Source organism: Rhodobacteraceae bacterium M385, assembly GCA_025141835.1.
Taxonomy (GTDB): domain Bacteria; phylum Pseudomonadota; class Alphaproteobacteria; order Rhodobacterales; family Rhodobacteraceae; genus Gymnodinialimonas.
Map to the genome: position 1 here is coordinate 3,242,283 of CP081102.1, position 26,120 is coordinate 3,268,402.

Sequence of the window (26,120 nt, forward strand, 5' to 3'; positions counted from 1 at the left end):
AAGATTATGGGACGCGCGAAGACCTCAGAGAGGCTCCACCAGCGTCATCGGGTCGATTGTGAGGAAGTCGTCGTCTTGCTGCGCCCCACCGCGCCACATCAGGACCGCGAAATGGGACGTGCGCTCTAACACTGTTGCGCCAAGGTGCCAGACGCCGCGGTTGTAGATCACCCCCATCGTGCCGGGCACCATGAACCCCCGGGCTTGGTCCAGAAGCGGCGCGCCCGTCTGGTCCGAGGGCATCACCATGACGGCGTATCGAGCGACGTCGATAGGGAAGAAGCATTGCGCGGCGTGGGGATGACGCTCAATCCCGCTGACCTCAATTGGAAAAGTCTTAGGCAAGACGTGGTTGACATGGAGCACCGGTGCGCTGCTGGGGCTGCGGGGATGCAAGGCTTCGCTGTAGAATTGCCGTTTGCCCGGTTGATCGGGGGCTGTCACGAACTGCCCAAACGGCGCGAAGGCGACTGGATCAGGCGGCTGAAGCGTGACAACAAGGCCCGTCATTGAGCAGGCCCTGCCGGTACGTTCTGTTTCCAATAGTCCGCTATGTCGCCCCTGCCACACACCCAGATATCTGGGCATTGCGCGATGTGATCCAAAAAGCGAACAAGTGCTGCGAAACGGCCGGGGTGGCCGATGATCCGACTATGAAGCCCCACGGACATCATCTTCGGCTTCGTTTGGGCCTCGGCCCGCAGAACGTCAAAGCTATCAATCAGAAAGTCGGAAAAATCTCGGGGTGAGAAGACGTCCCCTGCAAGGAATTTCGCGTCGTTATTTACCATTGTATAGGGCACGATGAGATGCGGCTTGCCCTCTACCTCTGCCCAATAGGGCAGATCGTCATTGTAGGCGTCGCTGTCGTAATCATACCCCCCATGGGCGGCCACGATCCCGCGTGTCGCGGTGGAGGCAGAGTAGCGGCAATACCACCCGCGTGGCGCCCGCCCGACACTTTTCAGCAGGCTATCGTGGGCGCGGGCCACATGATCTGCCTCGGTTTTTGGATCAAGGTGATATTGCTCCACCCACCGATATCCATGGGCGCAAATATCCCAGTCCGTCGCCGCAATTGCAGCGGCAATATCGGGGGTGCGTTCCAAAGCCATGGCGCTGGCGAAGATCGTCAACGGCAACCCGCGGTCCCGGAACAGATCATGGATGCGCCAGAAGCCAACGCGGCTGCCGTATTCATACATCGATTCAGCTGCCAAGTCCCGTGAACCCGCCGGGATGCGAGAGGCCCGAACTTCGCTTAGTGCGCTCTCGGAACGGCCATCCCCATCGTCGATGGAGTATTCGGACCCTTCTTCGACGTTCAGCACGAAGTTCACGGCAAGGCGCGCGCCACCGGGCCAGGTGATATCGGGCGGGTTGGCCCCATATCCTACAAGATCACGCGCCCGGTTCATGAGCGCTCACCATTGGAGGGGTAATGCTTAGTCACGAGGCCCCTCCACCTTGTTGAAGAAGCAGCACCAGTCGCCTTGGTTCACGTTGGGCAAGGCGCGCAGGCCGAAGAACATGCCGTCGGCGGGGGCCTTCAACTCGCCCACTTCATCCCCGAAGATGTTGATGATCCGGGCAATCGTGTCGCCTTTGTTCATCATCGTCAGGAAATCGACGCCCGGCTCTGGCAGGAAGATGCCGGATGCGGGCGCCAGAAGTGCCTCTTGCTGGCCTTTGGTTGCATCGTCGGGATAGGTCGCCTGCCCGTCCAACATCTCGTAGTGGTAGCAGATGTTGACGATGGATTTCGCCAGCTCTTCGCCCACGTAACGGAACCGCTCAGGCGAGGTATAGGACCGACCGCCAAGCTCCACCGTGATGCCGACTTTGCCCGCGTTATTCATCGCGGCCATGGGGCTGCCGGACTTGGTGAAGTTGGACATGATGCAGCCCCACCCTTCGCCCATGGCTTTGGCCAGTTCGACGCTTTCGGGGCGCTCATCCACAAAGATCGCTTTATCAAGGAAGCTGTGGGCACCGCCTGAATGGATCGAGATTTCCAGATCGGCCACGTCCTTCATGGCTTCCCAATGGGCGTGGGCCACGCGGTCCGAGAAATAGCCATCAGGCTTGCCCGGATAGATGCGGTTCATGTCGTAGGTGAACGTGTCGAGCGGGTTGCCCCGTTCCGCCGCCGAGAACGCCAGCGGGTTCACGCACGGCACCAAAACCACAGCACCCTTCAGCTTGGCCGGATCAATGCGCTTGGAAGCCAAGGCACAGGCCAAAGGCCCCTCGGGCTCGTCCCCGTGTATCGCGGCATTGACCCAGAACGTCGGACCTGCGCCCGCGCCATTGATAACGACCACGGGGATTTCGACTTTGACGCCGCCCGCCAGATCACCGGCGGCAATCGCGCCGCGCTTGATTTCACCCGGAGCCGCAGTGGCGGAGCCTACGGTGACGCTTTCGTTGCTTGTCGTGCTCATACTGCTTCTGCCTTGCTGTTTTCCCACTCGGCCAATTGCTCGGGCGTGTAGACCTGCATGAATTCGATCTCGATCCCGCCTGCGTCGTTATCAAGGAACGCGACCCATCCTTCGGGATGCGCGTGCGAGCCGTAGACACCGCAGGCCTGACAGATCCGCAGATCAGCGCCCTGGGACTTCGCGTGTTCCAGCGCGTCGTCGATGTTGTCGACCTCGTAGCAGATGTGGTGAAGGCCTTCGCCGCCGCGCTGCTTGATCCAGGTGGCAAAGCGCCCGTCAGCTTCGGTCGATTGGCAGAGCTGGTATTCAATCCCGCCCAGATAGAACAAAGCCACCTTGTTGCCCGACTTGGCGAAGTGGGTGATCTCGGTATCCTTGGGGACGTGCAGGAACTGCGAATATGCCGCCAGCGCTTTTTCGGCATCGCTGACCGCAAAGGCCATGTGCTTGATGCTTTTAATGTTCGGGTTGTCAGATTTTACGGTCATGGGAGGAGGTCCTTACTCAGCAGGTTCGGTTTGCTCGGCGCGGAAGCTTTCCACGACGGCGGCCATGCGTTGCATGGCGATTTCAATGCGGTCGACAGGTTGGGTCATCGACATCCGCACAAAGTCATCGGTGTGGTCGCCGTAGATGGTGCCGGGGTACATCATCACTTTGCCCTCGGCCAAAAGCCGTTCACAAAACGCCCCCGCGGTGATGCCGAGCCCAAGGCTTGCGACATTGGCATAGACGTAGAACGCACCCTGCGGTTCGGCGTAGCTCATGCCGATGGCATCGAGCCCCTTGCAGATTGCCGCGCGCCGCCCGTCATAGGTTTGGCGCATCTCTTCCACGCAATCCTGTGAGCCGGTCATTGCCGCCAATGCGCCGTGCTGCGACACGGCAGCGGTCGAGATCGCGAAGGCGTGGTTCACTTCGGACATCGGCATGATCAGATCGCGTGGCCCGGCCAGATATCCGATGCGCCAACCCGTCATCGCGTAGGCCTTGGAAAAACCCGACAGCGTGATCGTGCGCTCTTTCATGTCGGGCAAAGACGCGACCGGCAGCACGGTATTATTGCCGAAGGTCAGACGCGCATAAATCTCGTCCGAGATCACGATAAGGTCGTGTTTCTTCGCCACTTCCGCGATCTTTCGCACCTCATCGGGCGGCGTGACAGAGCCCGTGGGGTTGTTGGGGTTGATCAGCACGAGGATCTTGGATTTCGGCGTGATATGCGCCTCTACCATTTCTGCGGTCAGGGTGAAGTTCGTCTCCATCGTCATGGGGATTTGAACGACCTTGGCATCGGCCATTTCAGCGGCTTGACCATAAGGGTTGTAACCGGGGCACGGCACGATGATCTCGTCGCCGGGGTTCAGAAGCGACAGCGCGATGATGAACATGCCCTGCTGGCCACCGGGCGTAACCATGATCTCATCGGAGGCGTAATCAGCACCGCCATAGGTGCGAATGTTGTCCGCAATTGCTTCGCGCAGCGGCTGAATGCCCAAGGGGTGCGTGTAATGCGTGGCCCCATTGGCCAACGCGTCCTGGCCCGCCTTGATGATATGGTCGGGCGTATCCAGATCCGGGTCGCCGCGGCCAAGCTTGATGACGTCATCAAGCCCCTCCGCGATATCCAGCATCTTGGTGATCAAGGCGCCGTCGGAAAGCTTCACGCGGTTCGCAAGGCGAGCGGAATTAGGTGTGGTCATGATGGTATCCTTCTCGCTTAAGCCAGCGCGTAGATTTCAGAGTATTTCTTGGTGAGATGCGCGATGTAGGGTTCGGGATCGAGTGTGCGCCCGGTAGCCTTCTCCAACAGTTCATCGCGTGAGAACCGGCGCCCGTGTTGCGCCACGTTGTCGGTCAACCATTCACGCAGCGGCGTGTAGTCCGCATTGTCGAGGGCCGTTTGAATTTCGGGCTTGGTGCTGGTTGCGGTATCAAACAACTGCGCCGCCATGATGTTGCCGATCGTGTAGTTGCAGAACGTCCCGATCTGGCCCGACGACCAATGCACGTCTTGCAAAACGCCTTGCCCGTCATTGGGCACATCGACGCCAAGGTATTCCTTCATTGCCGCGTTCCATGCCTCGGGCAGGTCCGCGACCTCTAGGGAGCCGTCAACCATCTTGGCCTCTAGCTCACACCGCACCATAACGTGGAAGTCATAGGTCAGTTCATCCGCCTCCACGCGGATGAACGATGGCTCCGAGCGGTTAACGGCGCGGTAGAATTCTTCCTCGCTCACATCATCCAGCAAACCGGGATACGCGGCGCGGATATCGCCCATGTGGTTTTTCCAGAAGCCGCGGCTACGCCCAACATGGTTTTCCCAAAGGCGAGACTGGCTCTCATGGGCGCCAAAGCTGACGCCACCCACGGCATAAAGGCTGATGAGATCGGTGGCGAGCGGTGTGCGCGTATAGGCAGGATCAACGCCCTGCTCATACATCGCGTGGCCTGCTTCGTGCAGGGCACCGAACAGCGACATAGGCATGTAGTTTTTGTTCACCCGTGTCGTGATACGCACATCATTACGGGTGAAAGAGACTTCAAAGGGGTGAACCGTGGTGTCGAGCCTGCCGCGATCCGTGTCGTAGCCAATCTTCTTGGCCATATTCAGCGCGAAATCCATCTGCGCATCTTCTGGGAAATCACGGTAGAGGAATTCAGCGCGGGGCTTTTCGGCCTCTGCAATGGCGCGGATCAGCGGGATCATACCTTCGCGCAATCGCCCGAACAGCTTGGTGAGGCCTGTTGTCGTCGTGCCGGGCTCAAACCGATACATCAGCGCGTCATAAGGGTGGTCTTCATAGCCAAGCGCCTCGGCCATTTCGCGGTTGATATCGACCATCGTGGTCAGCGCGGGCGCGAAGATAGAGAAGTCAGCCTTCTCACGCGCCTCTGCCCAAACCTCATGAGCGGCAGAGCCCAGCTCCGTCTTGCGGCGCAGCAGCTCTGCCGGGATGCGTTCGTGATACCCAATCGCCTCACGCACCTGCGCAACAATCCGTGCCTCAGGGCTATCATCGGGCTTACCAGCGACTTCCGCCTCTGCCCCATCAAGGGCGCGCTTCATTTCGTCCGAGCAAAGCAGGTTACGCGCAGCGACCGCCAAGGTGGCCAATTGCTTGGACCGAGTCGCTGCCCCGCCCTTTGGCATCATCGTTCGTGCATCCCACGACAGGACCGATCCGGCATTCAAGAAATCGTTCACACGACCGGTGACTTCGATCAATCCAGCGTAACTCATTTTTGGGTGCTCTCCACTCGGATGTTGCTTGCGAAACGGTCCCACCTTTCAGGCGGCAACGTCGTCGATACGGGGTGTTGACTATCTAACCTGCTCGTGTATCTCATTTGAACAAGTACAATGTCGACAATCTACTGATGGCAAGGAAGTCATCGGAAGTCAAACCAAAACATTGTCCAATTCTGCCGCCCCTGCCCGCAAAGGACGTGTCACTAAATGTCTACCCCAACCACCAACGAAGCCGCCTTGGTCGAGATGGCCGTATCAGGCGTAATCACCACGCCCGCGGTGCGCCCCGGCCAGTACATTCCGCATCCCGACGGCCGCGCGACAGTCCTGCCGGGCATGTTCGGGATCACATATAACGTCCGCTGTGGCGATCGTGCCTTTGGGTGGGCGGGCGACCATGTGGAGCCGGGTGTTTCCATTGATGACGAATCGGATTCGGGTCGCCACCACGCGCTGCATTACCTCAACTGTATCGGGAACGAGGCGGTTGTAACTTCTGGGATGGCCGCCGGTGCACGTGGCATTGTCGTAGGAGAACATGCGCGCATTCTTGTGCAATTTTCGCCCGAGGCGCACGATATTATGGCACCGGGTGATCGCATTCAGGTCATGACCAAGGGTCAAGGCCTGGCTCTGACAGATTACCCCGGTGTCGCTCTCAAGAAGATGAGCCCGCGCCTGTTCCATGCCCTCGGCATCACCGAAGACGCCGGGCGCCTCCATGTAAATGTCGCGATGGAACTGCCGATCCGCATCATGGGCTCGGGGGCCGAGTTGAACTCGGAATATGTCGACCAGGATCTGATGTCGGGCGACCGCGCGTTAATGGCGGAACTCGGCATTGACCAGATGCGCCTTGGCGATGTCATCGCCATCCGCCACGCCGATCATCACTGGGGCCGGTCCTACCGTAAGGGCGCCGTCTCTATCTGCCTGTGTATCCACGGCGATAGCATCATGACAGGCCATGGCCCCGGCATTCTGACCCTAATGACAGCCCGCGAGGGTGAGATCGACTTCACTGTCGATCCCTCCGCGAACCTTGCCACTCTTCTCGACCTCGGAGCCTGATATGAGCATCCAAACCAACGCCGCCGATATTGTCACCGTCTCTGTCATGGGACAGGTCGCGAACCCCTCCCTTTCTGGCCTTCCGGCAGAACCCTACCGCTTGGACGCGGACGGCAAAGCCTTCCTTTGGCCGACCTTCGGCGGCATCGTCTATAATGTCACCGTGGGTGACAGTGCCTTTGGATGGGCGGGCGATTGCATCCACCCTTCTGTCAGCATCTCTCACCCCGATGCGAACAAGAACCGGGGTCTCAACGTTTTTGCCTGTGTCGGCAACGAGGCGATGATCGCCAGCGGCGCTGCCAAAGGCGCGCGCGGTGTGGTGACGGGCAAATCCGGGCGGTTCTCGGACCAAGTCATTATACACTTCGACACCGAAACCCGCCGCAAGATCGCTGTGGATGACAAAATTCTGGTAAAGAGCCAAGGTGTTGGTCTGTCGGTGCCCAATTGTCCCGATGTTGCCTTCAAATCCTTGTCCCCGGCCCTTTTCGACGCGCTTCCCAAAAAGATGGAGGGCGACGTTCTGAAAATCGGCGTTGTCGCAACGGTGCCGCCGCATTTCGTGGGTGCCGGCGCGGGGCTTACGTCAGAAGGCGGCTCACTTCATATCCAATCCACCGACCGTGCCGCTCTGGCGGAACACGGGCTCGACAACCTGCGCCTTGGTGATGTCGTCGCGATCCAGGACACCGACAGCCGCTACAACCACGGCTATCTGCGCGGCGCGATGAGCATTGGCATCGTGGGCCAGACCGACGGCCCCCGCGCAGGCTACGGCCCCGGCATGACTGTCGTGATGACCGCGCCCGCAGGCCAACTGGGCAGCTTCGACGCACCCGGCACCAATATCGCAGACATTCTAGGACTTTCCGCATGACCACTGAACAAACCCCTGCCCGCGTCATCAAAATGACCAACGTCGACCGCGCTCAACTGCGGGCCTTTGTCTCGGAAGGGTTCGAGGCGCTTGGCCTGACCGCCGAGGATGCAGGTATCTTTGCCGATGCGCTGATCTTCTCGGAACTGCGGTTTCACCCCGGCCAAGGCCAGGGCGTCGCCCGACTGCGTCGCTATCATGAGCGCATCGGGAATGGCGAGGTCGACCCCCAAGCCGGATGGTCCGTCGTGAAGGAAGGCCCCGCGCTGGCGCTGGTCGATGCCCACAACGGGATCGGCACCGTGGCCGCGTCCAAGGCTATGGCCTTAGCGATCAAGAAAGCGAAAGAGGGCGGCATTGGGACCGTGATCGTGCGCAACTCGACGCACTACGGATCAAGCGCCGTTCACGCCTGCCAAGCGCTGGAACACGGCTGCATCGGCATGGCGTTCACCAATGCGGGCCCCGAAATGGCCCCTTGGGGCGGGCGCGAGGGCGTCACGGGCACCAACCCGTGGTCCATCGCCGCGCCGTCTGACCAAGGCTTCCCGACAGTGCTGGACATCGCCATCACCACGGCGGGCAAAGGCATGATGAACTGGCTGATCCGTGAGGGCAAAAAGATGCCGCTGGATTGGGCGATCACCCCAGAGGGCGAGGAAACCGACGACCCCGCTGCCGCCTTGAAAGGCCCGCTTCTCGCGATTGGCGGGCACAAGGGCTATGGCCTCGCCTTCATGACCGAGGCGCTGACGGGCGTGCTTTCGGGGGGCGGTTTTGGTCTGAAACCCTACTCCGACCCCAAGAAACTGGACGTGTCCCACTACTTCCAGGCCATCGATATCTCTTGGTTCATGGATCCCGAGGATTACGCCACGCGGATGGGTGAATTCGTCCAGATGGCCAAGACTCGCGCCCTGCGCCCCGGCTTTGACGAGATCCTTGTCCCCGGCGAACAAGAAGCCCGTCGCACCGCAGCCAAATCCGAGAACGGCGTGCCAATCGACACTGTGGTTTTGGCAGACATGAAAGAGCTTGCGAAGGAATTGGGCCTGAAATCGCCCCTTGACGAGCTTGGCCCCTACACGGGCGATTTCCTATGAGCCTCCGCCCCCTTGGTGCAGATTTCTTTGCCCGCGCGCGTGACCGGTTGCGCGCGCGGGCGCAAGCCGCAGGTGTTGATGGCCTTCTCCTACTGCGGGCCCCCAATCTGGCCTATGCAACTGGCCTGTTCCTTTCCGCCAACGAGCGCCCCATGGGCGTCTGGGTTCCGGTTGACGGCGATCCGATCCTGATGCTGCCCGCGCTGGAACGGGAGAACGCCGAAGGCACGGGTATAAATGACCTGCGTTTCTACGATGAATTTCCCGGTGAGGTGCCCGCCGTCCTGTGGATGCTCGATCAAATCGGACGGAAGCGCGTCGCGGTCGACTTGTTGGATGCGACCCTACTGGATGCAGCAAGAACAATGGTCGTGCAGCTCGACTTGACCGACTACGCTATGCAGATCCGCGCGATTAAAGAACCCGAGGAAATCGCCCTGACGGTCGAGGCCGCCAGTTTCGCGGACCTGTTCCTGACACGCCTGCACGCGCAGGCCGGCGATATTATTTCCCAAGGCGGCACCGAAGCCGATTTGATGGCCGACGCCATGGGTCATGCCCGTGGCGCGCTTTTTGCAAAACACAAAACCGCCTTTTCCGGCACGCCCATGGGCATCACCGCTTCGGTCCATTCCGGCCCCCGCGCTGCCCTGCCCCATGGCGCAGTTCTGGAGCGGGTGCCGCAACCTGGAGAGACCCTAATCGCCGGGATCGGCGGTAGTCTTGGCGGCTATCACGCCGAAAGTGGCGCAACCCTGATTGTGGGCGAGATCAGCGCCGATCAGCGCCGGATCATGACCGCCATGGAGGCCTGCAACGACGCGGGCGTCGCCGCACTCGCTGCCCGCACAACCTGCACTCAGGCCAATGATGCCGCGCTGGAGGCACTCCGCGAGGCGGGCCTTGGCGACGCGATCCGCCACCGCATCGGCCACGGCATGGGGCTAGAGGGCCATGAAGCTCCATGGCTTGCCCCCGGCGACCACACACCGATCCAAACCAACATGATCTTTTCGAACGAGCCCGGTGTCTACCGCCCCGGCCTCGACGGATACCGCACGATTAACACGATGGTCGTGACCGAGGACGGTGTCGATATCCCGTCCCGGTTCCAGACCACCACCCCCATCGACGCCCGCGTCATCGCAATCTGAGGAGCTTTAGAGATGCCCGAACCAGCCGCCTGGCATTACCAGAAAATCACCAAACCGATGTTTGAGGCAGAGGCCGTAGATTGCGTTTTCTTTGGCCGGGTTATTACCTGTGTTGCCGATGAGATCATCGAAGACGGTTTTGTCCACGTTAAAGACGGCAAGATCGCGGCCGTTGGCCCCCGCGCCGAGGCGCCCGAAGGGGTTGAGACCCTCGACACGCAGGGCAAGACCCTGATGCCCGGCATGATGAACAGCCACGCGCATCTGTCTTGGGACGGCATTCACGAACTCAGCCAGCAGAGTATGTATGACGCGCCCGAAATCCGCGCCTACAAGGCGGCGGGCAACATGATCAAAAGCCTGCGCGCAGGCATCACGCTGGTCCGCGACCTAGGCGTGCATAACGCTAACCTGTTCACCAAACAGGCGGTTGCCCAAGGCATCTTCCCCGGCCCGCGCCTTTTGGTCTCGGGCGAGAGCATCATCCAGACCGGAGGCCACACCTATTGGGTGTGCCGCGAGGCGTCCGGTGCCGACGAGATGCGCCGTGCCGTGCGCGATCAGGTGAAAGGTGGCGCCGATCTGATCAAGATCATGGCCTGCCACGACACGCTGGAATTCACCGACGAGGAACTCCACGCCGTCATCGACGAGGCACACCGCAACCGTCTGCCGATTACGGCCCATGCGACGTACAATGATTGCATCGCGCGAGTTGCCGAGGCCGGGATCGACTGCATCGAACACGGCGGCTCGATGACCGATGAGACCATTCAACTATTGCTCGACAAGAAACTGCCGATCGTCACGACCTTCTCGGCCCTTGTCATTCAGGCCAACGAGAAGATCGCCCGCGACTTCGGCATCCCCGAGTGGAAGATCGAAGAGCGCAAGCGCGCCGTGGCCGACAAGTCCCGCTTCGACGGGCTGGTGCGCGCTGCCAAAGCCGGTGTGCCAATCGTCTTCGGCACCGACGCAGGCAGCCCTGCGGTGGAACACGATCGCATCGTGCCGGAGCTTGGCTTCATGGTGGAAGTGGGCGTGTGCCCTGACAACCTTGATGCCCTGCGTGCCATCACCGCGCGCGCGGCCGTTCTGAACGGTGTCGGCGACACGCTTGGCACGCTGGAAGCCGGAAAACTGGCCGACATGATCGTGGTCGACGGCAAGCCCGACCAAGACCTTACCGCCCTGGAAAATGTCGAGATGACTTTCATCGACGGCAAAAGGATGCACTGATGACTTCGCTACTGCTGCAACGCACTGCCCCTCGGATCGTCGAAGAAGACGGCTCTTTCCGCACCAAGATGCTCGAGATCGCATCTGGCCTTGATAACGTCATCGCGCTGGGGCGCGGTGACCCCGATTTCCACACGCCAGCCCATATCGTCGAGGCCGCCAAGGCCGCGCTCGATGATAATCAGCACCATTACACGGGCCCCACGGGCCTGCCGCCCCTGCGTCAAGCGATCTGCGACAATCTGAAGGCCGAGTACGGGCTGGATTATAACGCAGACGAGATCATCGTCACCGCCGGGGTGCAGGAAAGCATTATGCTGTGCATGTTGGGTCTGGTGCAACCGGGCGACGAGGTGCTTATCACCTCTCCCCGCTTCACCACCTACGACACCGCCGTCCACATGTGTGGCGGCGTGCCGGTGCCGGTGCCCACCTTCCAGAAGGACGATTTCGCGCTGGACGTGGACGAGATTGAGAAGCGGATCACCGACAAGACGCGGATGTTTGTGCTGGTCTCTCCCAACAACCCCACGGGAGCGGTGACGCCGCCCGACGTGATCCGCAAGATCGCGGATCTGGCAATCAAGCATGACATTCTGATCATTGCGGATGAGATCTACGCCAAGCTGATCTATCCGGGGCACGAGCACCTGTCGCTGGCCACCCTGCCCGGCATGAAGGAGCGCACGATCACGCTGAACGGCTTCTCCAAGACCTATGCAATGACCGGCTGGCGCGTAGGCTACATGGCCGCGCCCGCGGATTTCGTGGAGAAACTGACCGAGCCGCGCCACACGCTGTCGATCAACACCTGCACCGTATCGCAACACGCCGCACTGGCCGCGTTGACCGGCCCGCAAGACGAGATGGAGGCGACGTTCCGCGACTATGCCGAACGCCGCGATTATCTGATGGCGGCATTGACCGACGCGGGCCTGACCTACGGCGCACCGGGCGGGGCATTCTACATCTATACCAACATCTCCAGCACGGGCATGAAGGCCAAGCCCTTCTGCGAGAACCTGTTGCGCGACACCGGTGTCATGGTCTTCCCCGGCGACATGTTTGGCGAGCCTGACAGCGATTTCATCCGCATCAGCTACCTCCAGCCGCTGCCCGTCATCCAAGAAGCGATGGGCCGCATCCAAGGCTTTATCACCGCCAACAAGAAGGCCTCCGCATGAGCAATATGACCCCGAACCCCGATGAAAAATTCGTCGGAATCCAAGTCAGCCCGATCAGCTTTATTGACGAAGGCGTCGATACTGTTCTGGATACGCTGAAGGACCGCGTGGGCGTCAATGTTCTGATGCTTGGCACCGTGTCCTGGCTTGGCCTAAAGACCGGACGATCCATCGCACACAAGCTGGACGGCTGGCCCGACCACGGCGTGCCCGAGCCGTTCACGATGAAAGGCGGCGCCTATTACAACCCCGATCCGCGCTATTACTCCAAGACATTGATCAAGGATTTCCGCGCCACGGATAAAGAGATGGAAGGGATCGACATTCTCGATCTCGTCATCCCCGAGGCGCACAAGCGCGACATGAAGGTCTATGTCGAGCTGATGGAGCCGTTCTTCAAATATGCGGGCCACGGATCGGTCAATAACATCGAGATCCCCAACCTTGCCTCTTGCATGGAAGTGGACGTCTTCGGGGTCCGCAAGGATGAGCCCAGCACCTCCAACCCCGATTACCGCAACTGGATGCATGCGATCATCGAAGATCAGGTGCGCAACTACGACATCGACGGGATCATGTGGTGTAACGAGCGGAACTCTCCGCTGGATCAGATGATGCAGGGTCAAGCCCCCGGTGATTTCTCAGAGGCCAGCCGAAATGAGGCGATTGCCCGTGGCATCGACGTGGAAGCCTGCCGCCGTGCCTGCATCGCGATGTATGATTTCATGCAGGACGCCTTGGGCGGCAAGGAGTTCGACGATGGTGCGTTTATCACCTTTATTCGCGTGCTGATGCAAAACCCCGAAGTGCTGATCTGGGAGCGCTTCTGGCTGGAGCGGAACAAAGACCTCGACCGCGAGCTCTATGGCCTTGTGAAGTGGTGCAAGCCGAACATGCCCTTTGGCCTGAACGTCTGGAACCGCAACCATTTCAATATCTTCCGCCGTGCCCAATGGCCGTGGGAAGAGCAGACGATGTACGCCGACTGGGTCAAGCCGATTACTTATCAGCACCAATCCGGTGAAATCTGGCACAAGGAATTCGGCTTCTTCCAGAAAACGATCCTGCGCGATTTTGATCCTGAAGTTGCGATGAAAATCCTCGACGGCATTCTGGGGATCCAAGGCTCTGGCCTCGACAGCGTTGTGCAAGACGGCCTCGACCCCGATACCTACGTCTACGGCCAATGCGCCGAGGCGCTGACGGGCGTCCATGACAAGGCGAAGGTCTTCATGGGCCTTGGGATCGACGCGCCACGGGTGCGGGCGGATCAAGCAAAATGCACGCCAGATATCGCCTATCGCTCAGTCATGGCGACCTATCGCGCGGGCGGGCACGGCGTTGTTCTGTCGCCCAACTATGCCTCCATGCACCTGACTAATCTGGATGGCGTGGCCAAGGCGTTGACCGAACTGGGGCTGAAATGAGCATCTTGGACACATTGATTTCGGGCGGCGAGGTTTTGCTGCCCGACGGCTTGGTGAAGGCTGATCTCGGCTTGATGGGCGGTCGGGTTGCCGGGGTCTACAGCCCCGGCACCGGACCCACTGCAGCCGAGACGATCGACGCAACCGGCAAAACCATCCTTCCGGGCATCGTGGATATCCACTTCCACGTCCGCGCGCCCGCCTACCCCGAACGCGGTACGGTCCTGTCCGAGACACGGGCCGCAGCGGCAGGTGGTGTGACGACATTGTTCGAGATGCCAATCTCGAAGCCGTGCTGCTCCACCCCCGAAGAACTAACCCGTCGCCGCGATCACTTCAGCGAAAACGCGGTTATCGACTTCGCGCTCTATGCCGCGCCGGGCGATCTGACCGAGGCCAGCCGCGACAAGATGATGGAGATCGGGGCGATTGCCTGGAAAATCTTCACCACCCCCTCCCCCGCTGGCCGTGCCGATGAATTCGAAGGTTTGGCCTTCCCGGACGAGGCGGACCAGCTGCGCGCATTGCAACTGCTGGCAGACACCGGAATGCCGATCGTGGTCCATGCCGAAAGCGCATCGCTTCTGGCGCATTTTGAGGACGCCGCGAAGGCGCTTGATCCAGCTGATGCGGCAACGCATGGCAAGTCCCGCCCCGCGATCTGCGAGTCTGTGGCAGTGGCCAAGTTGCTGGCGATGAACATGACCGCACAAGCCAAACTGCACATCGCCCATGTCACCAGCGCCGAGACAGTCGCGGTTCTGCGTGCCTTCGCGGGCACTTCGGATTTCACCGCTGAAACCTGTCCCCAGTATCTTTTCACTACGGAAGAGGACGTGGCGAAGGCTGGCATCTACGCCAAGGTCAATCCGCCGATCCGCCACCAATCGGATCAGGATGCGCTGTGGCAGGCCATTGAAGACGGCGTGATTAACTACGTCACCACCGACCATGCGCCCTTTGCGAAAGCGGAAAAGCAAGCCGCCGAAGGCAACTTCCCCGCCGCCCCTCCCGGTGTGCCGGGGATCGAGTTCATTTTGCCAGCCATGCTCGACGCCGTAGCCCAAGGCCGATTGAGCCTGAAACGCGCCCATGACTTAATCTGTGCAAACGGGGCCCGGCGGTATGGACTCTACCCCGCCAAAGGCGCACTTCTGCCGGGGAGCGCGGCGGACGTGACGATTGTGGACATGAGCGGTGAGACGTTGATTTCGTCCAAGACCCTCCACACCCATGCCCGCGAAGTTGCGCATCTTTTTGAAGGACGTCGCCTGCGCGGCAAGGTCACCCAGACCATCCTTCAAGGCAGGACGGTTTTCAAAGACGGCGCCGTTGTTGGCGCACAAGGCGCGGGGGAATTTGTGACCCCTGCCGCCGGGAAATGACGAAAAAATACAGATAGAGGCCGGATGCTCCAAGCGTCTGGCCCTTGCTCTAAAGGGAGGACGCTCATGGCCGTGGCTGATGAGATCATGCGCCCCACCGACACCGTCGGTTGGAAAAGCGGGTTTAACACCATCAAACGGGTCACAGCGCTGGCGCTGAAGTCGCCTTGGATGGTCGCGATCGCGCTTGGATCAACCGTTGCGGCGTCGGTACTGCAATTGCTGGTGCCGGTCCTTCTGGGGCGGGCCGTGGACCAAACGCAGCGCCTTGTCTCTGACCCTTCTAGCGCCGACACGGCGGCCTCGGGTCTCTGGGCGACTGCGTTGTTGGTACTAGGCGTGATGGTGACACGCGGGCTGTTCACCGTTTTCCAGAACTACTTCAGCGAAAGCGTGGGCCACAACGTCGGCTATATGCTGCGGTTGGAGTATTACGAGAAGATCCAACGCCTTAGCTTCGGCTTTCATGACCGCATGCACTCGGGCGATTTGATCACCTTGGGCATGTTGGATCTGGAAGGCGTGCGAATGTTTTTCTCCACCGGTCTGGTGCGGATCGTGCTTCTGAGCATCCTGATCGGCGCCGGTGGCTACCTTCTGTTGTCCACCGACTTTGTCCTCGGCCTGTTGGCGCTTAGCTTCGTTCCATTCGTTGCGTGGCGGTCTTCTGTGACGCAACTCAAGCTGCGTGGCACGTGGCTGGAGCTGCAAAACCGCCTGTCCGTGCTGAGCCGTGTGATGGAAGAAAACCTTGGCGGCATCCGTGTGGTCCGTGCTTTCGCAGCCAAACCCTACGAGATGGCGAAATACGAAAACGCCTCGACTTCTGCCCTCGACCTTGCCCACGAACGAGTCGATATCCGGGTGCGCAACACGTCAATGATGACCTTCTCCTTCCTGCTGGCCATGGGCTTGGTGCTTTGGGTCGGCTCCAACAAGGTCGTCGCAGGCGACATTACCGTGGGCACCTTGGCCTCTTTCCTGACCTTCATGACGATCCTGCAAATGCCGGTGCGCCAGTTGGGGATGTTGGTCAATTCCTTCGCCCGCACCGCGACCTGTGGTGAGCGCGTGTTCGCTCTGCTGGATCTGGACCTAGCGATCACTGATGCAGACAATGCCAGTGATCTGGAAGTTAAAAGCGGCGTCCTGAAATTCGACAATGTCGGCTTCACCTATCCCGGCGCGTCGAAGCCCACGCTGCATGGGCTAAGCTTTACCGCTAAACGGGGCGAAACCATCGGCCTGATCGGCCCGCCCGGCAGCGGCAAATCCACCATTGCCCACCTTATTCCCCGCTTCTACGACGTGACCAGTGGCGCGATTTCAATTGATGGCCAAGACGTCCGTGACGTGACGCTCAAATCGCTCCGCCATGAGGTGGTCGCCGTGCAGCAGGATGCGTTTCTGTTCACCACTAGTCTGGAAAACAACATCGCATACGGTGACCCTTGGGCCCCGCCGTCGCAGATCGCGGACGCGAGCGCCTCGGCGCAATTGCACCAGTTCATCGCCACCCTGCCCGCCGGATACGAGACGATCGTGGGTGAGCGTGGCGCGTCCCTGTCAGGTGGTCAGCGGCAACGCATGACGATTGCCCGCACGCTCATGCTTCGCCCCAGTGTGCTGATCTTCGACGACAGCACGGCCGCTGTGGATGCGGGCACCGAGCAGCGGATCAGGACCACCATTCAAGCGCAGGCGAGCGAGCGTGTGACCATCATCGTGGCGCATCGGTTGAACTCTTTGATGCATGCCGACCAGATCCTGTTTGTCGAGGACGGTCAAATTGTCGAACGCGGCACCCATGAGGAGTTGCTGGCCCTTGGCGGGCGTTATCGCGCCTTGCACGATCTTCAAATCAGACCAGAGGAGCCCGCCCAATGAGCGAGGAACTCGAAGTTGAACGCGGCGATATCCGCGACAATGGCCGCCGCCCGCCCCGTGCGGTTGTAGGCTCGCACCGGATCGAGGAAGAGATGTTTGGCCGCGTCTTTGACCGAGCCATCACCTCCCGCATCTGGGATTTCGTCCGCCCCTACCGTCGGCAGATTATCATCGCGGTTCTGGCGGTTCTTGTCTTCACCGCCACCCAGATCGCGATCCCGCTGATCATCAGCTACGGCATCGACAACGGCCTGACCGCAGACCTTGCCGGGCAATCGGCCCTGCGCACGGCGATGATCGCCTTCATGATCGCTATCGGCCTGAACTACGGCGCAGCTTGGTTGCAAGAAAGCATCGTGGGCAAAGCAGCCGAGAACGTGTTGTTCGACATCCGCACCGCCATGTTCAGCCATTTGCAGGACGTGTCGCTGACCTTCATGGACAAGACCGAAGTGGGCCGCCTGATGTCGCGTCTGCAAGGTGACGTGAACGCGATGCAGGAGTTTCTGGAGACCTCGGTCCTCTCCGTAGGCGATATCGTTCTGCTGTTCGGGATCATCATCTCGATGCTATGGCTCAACGTGCAGTTGGGGCTGTTGACGCTTTGTGTTCTGCCGGTGCTGTTCATTGTCCGCATCGTCTGGCTGCCCCGCGCACGTGCTGCGTTCATGGCCGCGCACGAGGCAAATTCCGTGGCCAATGGCGCCTTGGCCGAAGCGATCCACGGCGTGCGCACCGTCCAAAGTATGGACCGCCAGCCGGTCAACTTTGCGCTCTATACCGATAAGGCGCGGGCAACCTTACTGGCGCATCGCACCGCGTCCAAATTCGCGCAGGTCATGGTGCCGATCGTCGATAGCCTCACAGGGATCGCCATGGCCGTTGTGGTTGTGGTTGGTGGGTCGAAAGTGCTGAACCAGCAGCTTGAAGTCGGCGTGATGGTCGCCTTCCTGTTCTACATTCAACGCTTCTTTGACCCGATCCGCTCGCTCACGATGCAGTATTCGGTGATGCAGCGGGCGATGGCCTCGGGCCAGCGGTTGATCGACGTGCTGGACGTGCCCGTCGATATCAAGGACGCCGAAGACGCCGTCGACCTGCCCCACGACATGGACGGCGCGATTGAGTTCAAGAACGTGACCTTCGGCTACAATCCAGCCAATCCGGTGCTCAAGAACGTCAGCTTCAAGGTGCAACCCGGTGAAACGGTGGCCCTTGTCGGTCCCACCGGATCGGGCAAATCCAGCGCCATGTCGCTGCTCAACCGGTTCTACGACGTGCAAGGCGGAGAGATCCTTGTCGGCGGCAAAGACGTGCGCGAGGTGACCCAAGCCTCCATCGGGCGCGAGATCGCCATGGTTTTGCAAGAGCCCTACCTGTTCAGCGGCACTTTGTTGGAGAACATCCGCTACAACAAATCAGACGCGACCGAAGAAGACGTTATCGCTGCTGCCAAGGCTGTCGGGGCCCATGACTTCATCATGGCGCTGCCCAAGGGCTATCAGACGGTGATGGGCGAGCGGGGCGGCACGCTATCGCTTGGTCAACGACAGCTTATCAGCTTCGCCCGCGCCCTTGTGGCCGATGCCCGCATCCTTGTGCTGGACGAGGCCACAGCCAGCATCGACAGCTATACAGAGATGCTGATCCAGAAGGCGTTGGAAACGCTTTTGACGGGGCGCACGGGTCTTGTGATCGCGCACCGCTTGGCCACGATCCGCGACGCCGACAGGATCATCGTCTTGCAAGCCGGTGAAGTGTTGGAACAAGGCAACCATGACGAGCTGATGGCGATGAACGGCCTGTATGCGCAGCTATACAGCGTGAATTATGCGTCGTTTGATGACGTACCGGATGCCAGCATTGATGCGGGTGAGGTGCAAAGCTCCTGAGCGGTATTGCAGACAACAAAAAGGGCGGCTCCCCGAAGGTGCCGCCCTTTTTGTTTGCCCGATAGCCGCCCCGCTTAGCCGTTCTCTTTCAGGCGGGGGTCCAGGAAGTCGCGTAGCCAATCGCCGATGATGTTGAACGCCAGCACCGTGAAGACAATCGCCAGCCCCGGGAAGACGGCCAACCACCATTTGTTCGACAGCAGGTGATCGCGGCTTTCCGACAACATGCTGCCCCATGTCGGCACATCGGGCGGCACGCCAAGGCCAAGGAACGACAAAGCGGCTTCCGACAGGATCACGCCCGCCACGTTGAACGATGCAATCACGGTCAGCGGTGCAATGATATTGGGCAGGATGGTGCGGAACAGGATCGAGAATGTGCTGTCACCCATGGCACGCGCGGCCTCAACATATTCTTTTTCCCGAAGACTGAGGGTCTGCGCCCGTACAATCCGCGCATAGGTAATCCACTGCCCGATCCCCAGAACGAGGATAATGTTAACTAACCCCGGCCCAAGAACGACAAGGAACATGATCGCCAGAAGGATGAAGGGGAATGCCAGTTGGATATCGCCCAAACGCATGATGACATCATCGATCCATCCCCCGAAGTAGCCCGAAACCAACCCCGCAACCGTGCCCAAAGTGCCGCCGACCGCAATGGCGGCAACGCCCACAAGCAGGGATACCCGTGCGCCGTACAGCAGCCGAGAGAACGTATCCCGGCCCAGTTGGTCGGACCCTAACCAATAGGTCAGATCACCCGCGCCGGGTTGGCCGGGTTCAAGCAAACGCATCATGATGTTTTGCCTGTTGGGATCAAACGGCGCCAGCCAGGGGCCGAAGATCGCCACGAAGGTCACGATCAATAGAATCAGCATCCCAATCAACGCCCAACGGCTGGTCAGCATGCTTTGGAAGGCGCGGCGAAGTTCGCGGCGGCGATAGGAATTCGCCATGCCACCTACCTCTTGCGTGGTTGCCGCGCTTGGCGCTGGAGCGACCTTTGACATGTTTCGTCCCCTTAGAGTTTCACACGCGGGTCAAGCCGCGCGTAGACAAGATCGACAAGCAAGTTCAGCAAGATGAAGATGCCAGCCAGTAAGATAACCGAGGCCTGCACGACAGGAATGTCGCGCTGGTTGATCGCGGTGAAAACCAACCGCCCAATGCCCGGATATGAGAAAATCGTTTCGACCACGACGACGCCGCCAAGCAGGAAACCGAACTCTAGCCCGATCATCGTGACGACGGGCAGCCACGCATTGCGCATCGCGTGGTTCATCACAACGCGGCTCTCCGAGATACCTTTGGAGCGCGCGGTGCGGACGTAATCCTGCTGCAACACCTCCAGCATCGAGGACCGCACCAGCCGCGCGTTTCGCGCCAAAGTGTAGGTCCCGACCGCCAGAGCGGGCATGATCAAATGATGCAGCGCACTGGGAAGGTTTCCGAAGGCTTCTGCGAAGTTGCCTTCAAACAAGGGCTCCAGAAAGGCGACATGGCCCGAGATCGGGAACCACCCCAAGTACAATCCGAAGTAGAGGAACATCATGATTCCCATCCAGAAATTCGGGATCGACTGCCCCAGCATCGCCACCGTCATGATCCCACCGTCGATGGGCTTGCCCCGGTGCAAAGCGGCGAAGATCCCCAACGGAATCGAGAGGCCAATGGCGAGAATCAACGAGAAAGCCGTCAATTCAATGGTCGCGGGCATCGCCTCTAGGACAACACCCATGGCGGGTTCCCGGTAGCTGAGGGAGTTTCCGAAATCCCCCTGCAACGCATTCCAGATATAGCTGACGTATTGCACGTAGAGCGGGCGATCAAACCCAAGCGCGATACGCGCGGCCTCAATCTCTTCTGTGCTCGCGTTCTCTGACACGAATAGATAGGTCGGGTCGCCCCCGATCTGAAGCGACACAAAGCTGATCAGCGTCACGCCGATCATTACAATGATGCTTTGCAGCAGACGCCTGGCGAGAAATGTCCACATGTTAGTAGTGCCCCTTACGTGCGCGTCGCGTTTCGCAAGATGCGCCATCGCAACTTGCCAAAAGAATAATCGTTCTCCGGCCCGCTTGGTGCCGGACGTGATCACTTCTCGACTTATCCAAAGTTCCAACCTCGGGAAGCTTGACAATCAATTTGATATTCTCCCAATGTGGATTATAGATTGTCGACAGTAGAACAATAAGACCATGCAACTATCAATGCGTCAAGCGCGCAAATCGAGAAACCAAACACCGACGGTAGGTCGATGCACAACGCCGAACAAGGGGGCACCTGTGACCAAAAATCGAGCAGCCTTTGCCCGGCATTTGCCTTCCCCTACCATCCGCGTGTTCACTCGCCCTGCCCTAACGCTGCAACAAGGACCGCACACCCATGACGCATGACCCTTCCGACAGCGCCAAACGCGTGCCCTTGCTCGAAGTCAGGGACCTGCAAACCACCTTTGACCTTAGCAAGACACGGTCGGTCTGCGCCGTGGACGGGGTGAGCTTTGACGTTCACGCGGGCGAAACCCTTGCTATCGTTGGCGAAAGCGGGTCGGGAAAATCCGTGACAAGCCTGTCGATTATGGGCCTGTTGCCCAAGGACGTGGGCCGCGTTTCGGGCGGTAGCATCAAGCTGAATGGCCGCGAAATCACCACCCTGAACGACACAGAGATGCGTGAAATCCGCGGCAAAGAGATCGGGATGATCTTTCAGGAGCCGATGACAAGCCTTAACCCGGTGCACACCGTCGGCCAGCAGATCGCTGAAATGGTGATCCGTCACGAAAAGGTATCCAAGGCAAAGGCACGGGCCCGCGCGATTGAGATGTTGGACCTCGTGGGCATTCCAGAGCCGTCGACACGTGTAGACAACTACCCCCACGAGATGTCGGGCGGAATGCGCCAAAGGGCGATGATCGCGATGGCGCTTTCGTGCGAGCCGCGCATTTTGATCGCCGATGAGCCGACAACCGCCCTCGACGTGACCATCCAAGCGCAAATGCTTGAACTTATGGATGACCTCCAGAAGAAGCTGGGGATGGCGATTGTGTTTATCACCCACGACCTGGGCGTTGTGGCCGAAGTCGCGGACCGTGTGGTAGTGATGTATGCCGCGCAGGTTGTAGAAACGGCCGGCGTGGAAGAGATCTTCCGAAGCCCCAAGATGCCCTACACCGCTGGTCTGATGAACTCGATCCCGCGCTTGGGGTCTTCGGTTAACAAGATCCGGCTAGAGGCCATCCCTGGAAGCGTGCCTGCCCTGACGAACCTGCCGCAAGGCTGCCGCTTCCATCCCCGCTGCGCCTTCGCCACCGAAGCCTGTACCCGTGCCTTGCCCCCGCTTGAGGCGGCTGAGAGCGACCACCTGATCCGCTGCGCCCGTTGGCGAGAGCTGAACCTAAGCGAAAGGCAAGCGTCATGAACGCACCGCTGTTAGAAGTCGATAAGCTGCAAAAGTACTTTCCGATCCATGGCGGCGTTCTTCAGCGCGTGGTCAACAACGTGAAGGCGGTCAACGACATCTCCTTCTCGATCAACCCGGGCGAGGTTGTGGGACTTGTGGGCGAAAGTGGCTCGGGCAAAACCACCGTCGGGCGCACGATCTTACGGCTGGAAGAAGCCACAGGCGGCGCGGTGCGTTTCGATGGGGCCGATGTGATGGCGCTGAACACCGCCGATCTGCGTAGTTACCGGAAGCGGATGCAGATTATTTTCCAAGACCCCTACGCCAGCCTGAACCCGCGCGAAAAAGTGCGCGATATCCTGACCCATCCGCTTCGCTTGCATAAGATTGGCACGCCGTCCGAGCATGAAGATCGTGCGGTCGCCTTGCTTGAAAAGGTCGGCCTGAACCGCGACCACTTAGATCGATTCCCCCATGAATTTTCCGGCGGCCAGCGGCAGCGTATCGGGATCGCCCGTGCCTTGGCTGTAGAGCCTGAGTTTATTGTCGCGGATGAGCCTGTCTCCGCGCTTGATGTGTCGATCCAGGCGCAGGTTATCAACCTGCTGGAAGACCTGAAGACAGACCTTAACCTGACGATGCTGTTTATCGCCCATGATCTGGGCGTGGTGGAGCATATCTGCGACCGGGTGATCGTCATGTATCTGGGCCGAGTGATGGAAATCGCCTCGGTGGCAGATCTCTATGCACGGCCAAATCACCCCTATACGCAGGCGCTCATGTCCGCTGTGCCGGTCCCTGAACCGGGAAAACGGCGAGACCGGGTGATCTTGAAGGGGGACATTCCCAGCCCAATCAACCCGCCCACCGGTTGCGTCTTCCGCACCCGCTGCCCTATGGCGACGGACGCTTGTGCAGCCGTTGTGCCAGAACTGAAGTCGGTGGGCGAAGGCCATGTAAGCGCCTGCATCCACACAACTTAAGCGCTTCTCTGCGTCCTTCCACACCAACGTGACCCGTAAGCGGGCAGGTTTAGCCTGCCCGCATCTATCCCGCCTATCCGAGCTCAAGAAAGCACTCAAAAAATAGGCAGGTCGCGGGTCAACCAGAATGAATCTGCAAGAATGCTTGACAAGCGTTTCCACCATGCAGCATTGTCCACTTATGGATTGTCGACAACACACAACGCATAGCGCAACGCAGCTCACGGTGACAGATGTCACGGATTGTATGCAATCGACCCGCGCCATGCTGATTGATGTTGCAAGACATCGGCCGCATTCCAATATGCTGCGCAATCTTCCTATCGGACGCTTCTGTGACTCGGGATTGGCGTCATTCGTTCGACGGGCGGAGAGTGTATGCCAAGGAGGAGTGAGTATATGACCGATGCGAAAGCGGCCTTTGACGCGCCGATGCCCCACGACATCGCCCCGATTGAAAACGTGCCACTGCGCGTTCAGGTGGCCGACCAGTTGCGTGCGGCGATCCTGAGCGGTCGGCTTCGGCCCGGAACAAGTCTGGTAGAGACCGCGCTGGCCGAGCAGATGAAGGTGTCCCGCGCGCCCATTCGCGAAGCCATCCAAATTCTTGAGAATGACGGCTTGGTCGAAACGATTGCTTACAAAGGCAAGCGCGTGAAGCCGCTAACCGCCCGTGAAGTGGCTGAAACCTATTCGCTGCGCGAAGTTTTTGAGGTGATGGCCGTGCGCCGCATTCTGGAAAACAAGGCCCCCCTTGATGCCCTGCGCACCCATTGCGACGAGATGACTGCCGCTGCAAAGGCTGGCGACTTCGCCGGGCTGGTCGCGGCCGATGAAGCATTCCACCACGCCTTGATCCGCTTGGCTGATCATGACCTGCTCGCGGCATCGTGGCGAAACCTCTACCTGCGCATCCACCAGATTATGGCCCTTCGTAACCGCGACGAGCGCAATCTGGAAGAGGTGGCAAGCAACCACCCACCCATCGTTCAAGCCATAGCCGACGGCGACGCCGATCGCGCTATCTCTCTTATCTCCGATCACACCCGCGCTCTGGCCGCCTTCGATCCGGCGGGCATTGTGCAGGCAATGTGACCCCGAAGTTCTGACAAACGGCGCCCTTCGCCTGATGGATAACTTCGGAGCAACACGAACTGGACTGACCAAGACTAACCAAGAACACGACCCCTCAGTCCTCCGAAGATCATCCAACAGGTGAAAGGAAAGCTAATGCCAAAACTACTCAATGTGCTTGCAGCCGGTGCTGCAAGCGTCGCGCTTACCACGGGGGCTTTCGCGCAAGCCGATGACGACACGATCGTCGTTGGGCTTAGTGCCGATATCGTCACGCTCGACCCTGCCCCGATTTCGTCACGCGATAACTCCAACATCGCCCGCCATATTTTCGGGACGCTGTACAGCATGGGCGGCGACGGTGTTGCCAACCCCGATCTGGCCAACAACCTGGAAATCTCTGACGATGGGTTGGCTTATGTCTATACCCTCAACGAAGGTCTGACCTGCCACGATGGAGAGCCTTTGACCGCAGAAGATGCGGCCTATTCGTTCAACCGCGCAGCCGACCCTGAGAATGCCTTCACCGGCAACACGCCCGGCTTCATCTTCTCGTCCATCGACTTCCAAAGCGCCGAAGCGCTGGATGATCTGCGCGTTCAGATCAACATCGGTGCCCCAAACCCCATCGCCTTCGGCCTGATTGCAGAGGTGTTCATCCACTGCATGGACAGCTACGAGGCGATGACCCTCGACGAAGCGACCAGCAACCCCATCGGTTCCGGTTCATACCGTCTGGTTGAATGGAGCCGTGGTTCCGAGGTGGTCCTAGAGGCCGTTGAAGGCGCCGACGTGGGCTTCCAGAACATCATCTGGCGGATCATCCCCGAAGCCTCCACCCGCTCGGCCGAGCTGATGGCCGGCAACGTGGACATCATCACCAACGTCGCGCCCGACCAGATGGACGTGATCAACAACTCCGGCGTGGCCGAAGTGAACCCCATCCAAGGCACACGCCGCATGTATGTGGGCTTCAACCTGTCTGACGCGATGGCTGAACAGCCCGGCGGCGATGCGATCCAGGATCCGGCCGTGCGCCGTGCGCTGCAATACGCGGTGAACGTGCCTGCGATCTGTTCCCAGCTGCTTAACTTCGAGTGTGAGCGGATGACCGGTATCGTGAACCCGCCCAACGCCAATCAGGATCTGGAACCTTACCCCTATGATCCCGCAGAGGCCGAGCGCCTGCTGGACGAGGCCGGTTGGCCCCGTGGCGACGACGGTGTCCGTTTCTCCATCGCGTTCCAAGCCGGTCAGGGCCGCTACCTGAACGACGCCAACGTGGTGCAGGCGATTGCTCAGATGCTGGGTGATGTGGGTCTGGATGTTGATCTTCAGATTATGGAATGGTCCAGCGTCTACATCCCGATCATTCGTGAGCGTAACGCAGGACCCCTCTACTTCATCGGTTCCGGTGGCGCATTGTGGAGCCCGCTCTACGACATGACCGACTTGGCCGCTGTCGATGCAGGCACCAACTACACCCATTGGGATGACCCACGCTGGTTCGACCGTTGGGAAGACATCGCTGCTGCTGAATCTGAGGAGGAAACACGCGAGATCATCGACGAGATGCTGCAAGTTTTCTACGATGATGGCCCTTGGCTGCACCTCTACTTCCAGCCTGACTTCTACGGCGTCAGCAACCGCGTCAACTGGACCCCGCGCCCAGATGAGAAGGTTTACCTCTTCGACGCGACATTGAACTGAACTGAGACTACCTCCTAACTGTT

General features: G+C 59.7%; 22 protein-coding genes. 14 read left to right on the plus strand and 8 right to left on the minus strand.

The window, feature by feature from the left end; translation table 11 throughout:
- Positions 1-24: 24 nt before the first annotated feature.
- The 6 genes from K3728_15900 to K3728_15925 are packed head-to-tail and all read right to left on the minus strand — an operon-like array spanning position 25 to position 5,691.
- Positions 25-510 (minus strand): ureidoglycolate lyase, encoded by a 486-nt coding sequence (locus K3728_15900; protein UWQ95154.1) that lies wholly within the window; start codon positions 508-510, stop codon positions 25-27.
- On the minus strand, positions 507-1,418 hold the full coding sequence (locus K3728_15905; protein ID UWQ95155.1) for a polysaccharide deacetylase family protein: 912 nt from the start codon (positions 1,416-1,418) through the stop codon (positions 507-509). Before K3728_15905 ends, K3728_15900 begins: the two co-directional genes overlap by 4 nt.
- A 27-nt stretch (positions 1,419-1,445) precedes the next feature.
- Positions 1,446-2,444 carry a succinylglutamate desuccinylase/aspartoacylase family protein gene (locus tag K3728_15910; GenBank protein UWQ95156.1) on the minus strand — a complete coding sequence of 333 codons (999 nt, stop codon included), beginning with the start codon at positions 2,442-2,444 and terminating at the stop codon, positions 1,446-1,448.
- Positions 2,441-2,932 (minus strand): VOC family protein, encoded by a 492-nt coding sequence (locus K3728_15915; GenBank protein ID UWQ95157.1) that lies wholly within the window; start codon positions 2,930-2,932, stop codon positions 2,441-2,443. Before K3728_15915 ends, K3728_15910 begins: the two co-directional genes overlap by 4 nt.
- Before the next feature lie 12 nt (positions 2,933-2,944).
- Positions 2,945-4,147, minus strand: a complete 1,203-nt coding sequence (locus tag K3728_15920) for a pyridoxal phosphate-dependent aminotransferase (GenBank protein UWQ95158.1) — start codon at positions 4,145-4,147, stop codon at positions 2,945-2,947.
- 17 nt (positions 4,148-4,164) lie between these two features.
- Positions 4,165-5,691, minus strand: coding sequence for a carboxypeptidase M32 (locus K3728_15925; protein ID UWQ95159.1), 1,527 nt, complete (start codon positions 5,689-5,691; stop codon positions 4,165-4,167).
- Positions 5,692-5,907: 216 nt separating this feature from the next.
- Here K3728_15925 and K3728_15930 point away from each other — a divergent pair, with 216 nt between their 5' ends.
- From K3728_15930 to K3728_15975, 10 genes are all read left to right on the plus strand, one after another.
- Positions 5,908-6,771: a DUF4438 domain-containing protein gene (locus K3728_15930; GenBank protein UWQ95160.1), complete on the plus strand. Its 864-nt coding sequence runs from the start codon at positions 5,908-5,910 to the stop codon at positions 6,769-6,771.
- A gap of 1 nt (position 6,772) precedes the next feature.
- Positions 6,773-7,651: a DUF4438 domain-containing protein gene (locus K3728_15935; GenBank protein UWQ95161.1), complete on the plus strand. Its 879-nt coding sequence runs from the start codon at positions 6,773-6,775 to the stop codon at positions 7,649-7,651.
- Between the two features lie 32 nt (positions 7,652-7,683).
- A complete protein-coding gene (locus K3728_15940; protein UWQ97589.1) occupies positions 7,684-8,754 on the plus strand; it encodes an Ldh family oxidoreductase in 1,071 nt (356 codons plus the stop codon).
- Complete coding sequence (locus tag K3728_15945; GenBank protein UWQ95162.1) at positions 8,751-9,908, plus strand: Xaa-Pro peptidase family protein; 1,158 nt, start codon at positions 8,751-8,753, stop codon at positions 9,906-9,908. Before K3728_15940 ends, K3728_15945 begins: the two co-directional genes overlap by 4 nt.
- Before the next feature lie 12 nt (positions 9,909-9,920).
- Positions 9,921-11,147: an amidohydrolase family protein gene (locus K3728_15950; GenBank protein ID UWQ95163.1), complete on the plus strand. Its 1,227-nt coding sequence runs from the start codon at positions 9,921-9,923 to the stop codon at positions 11,145-11,147.
- Positions 11,147-12,331 carry a pyridoxal phosphate-dependent aminotransferase gene (locus K3728_15955; protein ID UWQ95164.1) on the plus strand — a complete coding sequence of 395 codons (1,185 nt, stop codon included), beginning with the start codon at positions 11,147-11,149 and terminating at the stop codon, positions 12,329-12,331. Before K3728_15950 ends, K3728_15955 begins: the two co-directional genes overlap by 1 nt.
- The gene (locus K3728_15960; protein UWQ95165.1) at positions 12,328-13,758 is read left to right on the plus strand and encodes a hypothetical protein; all 1,431 of its coding nucleotides are present in this window, start codon (positions 12,328-12,330) and stop codon (positions 13,756-13,758) included. Before K3728_15955 ends, K3728_15960 begins: the two co-directional genes overlap by 4 nt.
- Entirely contained in the window at positions 13,755-15,143 is a 1,389-nt protein-coding gene (locus K3728_15965; protein UWQ95166.1) for a dihydroorotase family protein, read from the plus strand. The genes K3728_15960 and K3728_15965 overlap by 4 nt, the downstream gene beginning before the upstream one ends.
- 66 nt (positions 15,144-15,209) lie before the next feature.
- Complete coding sequence (locus K3728_15970; protein UWQ95167.1) at positions 15,210-17,030, plus strand: ABC transporter ATP-binding protein/permease; 1,821 nt, start codon at positions 15,210-15,212, stop codon at positions 17,028-17,030.
- Complete coding sequence (locus K3728_15975; protein UWQ95168.1) at positions 17,027-18,922, plus strand: ABC transporter ATP-binding protein/permease; 1,896 nt, start codon at positions 17,027-17,029, stop codon at positions 18,920-18,922. The genes K3728_15970 and K3728_15975 overlap by 4 nt, the downstream gene beginning before the upstream one ends.
- A 74-nt stretch (positions 18,923-18,996) precedes the next feature.
- Here K3728_15975 and K3728_15980 read toward each other — a convergent pair whose 3' ends face one another.
- On the minus strand, positions 18,997-19,935 hold the full coding sequence (locus tag K3728_15980) for an ABC transporter permease (protein UWQ95169.1): 939 nt from the start codon (positions 19,933-19,935) through the stop codon (positions 18,997-18,999).
- A gap of 11 nt (positions 19,936-19,946) precedes the next feature.
- A complete protein-coding gene (locus K3728_15985) occupies positions 19,947-20,921 on the minus strand; it encodes an ABC transporter permease (GenBank protein ID UWQ95170.1) in 975 nt (324 codons plus the stop codon).
- Between the two features lie 392 nt (positions 20,922-21,313).
- On the opposite strand from K3728_15985, the gene K3728_15990 reads away from it, so the two are divergent.
- The 4 genes from K3728_15990 (at position 21,314) to K3728_16005 (ending at position 26,097) form a co-directional block, all read left to right on the plus strand.
- Complete coding sequence (locus K3728_15990) at positions 21,314-22,348, plus strand: ABC transporter ATP-binding protein (GenBank protein UWQ95171.1); 1,035 nt, start codon at positions 21,314-21,316, stop codon at positions 22,346-22,348.
- Entirely contained in the window at positions 22,345-23,313 is a 969-nt protein-coding gene (locus tag K3728_15995; protein UWQ95172.1) for an ATP-binding cassette domain-containing protein, read from the plus strand. The genes K3728_15990 and K3728_15995 overlap by 4 nt, the downstream gene beginning before the upstream one ends.
- Positions 23,314-23,712: 399 nt before the next feature.
- The gene (locus tag K3728_16000) at positions 23,713-24,408 is read left to right on the plus strand and encodes a GntR family transcriptional regulator (protein ID UWQ95173.1); all 696 of its coding nucleotides are present in this window, start codon (positions 23,713-23,715) and stop codon (positions 24,406-24,408) included.
- Between the two features lie 135 nt (positions 24,409-24,543).
- A complete protein-coding gene (locus tag K3728_16005; protein UWQ95174.1) occupies positions 24,544-26,097 on the plus strand; it encodes an ABC transporter substrate-binding protein in 1,554 nt (517 codons plus the stop codon).
- Positions 26,098-26,120: the final 23 nt, after the last annotated feature.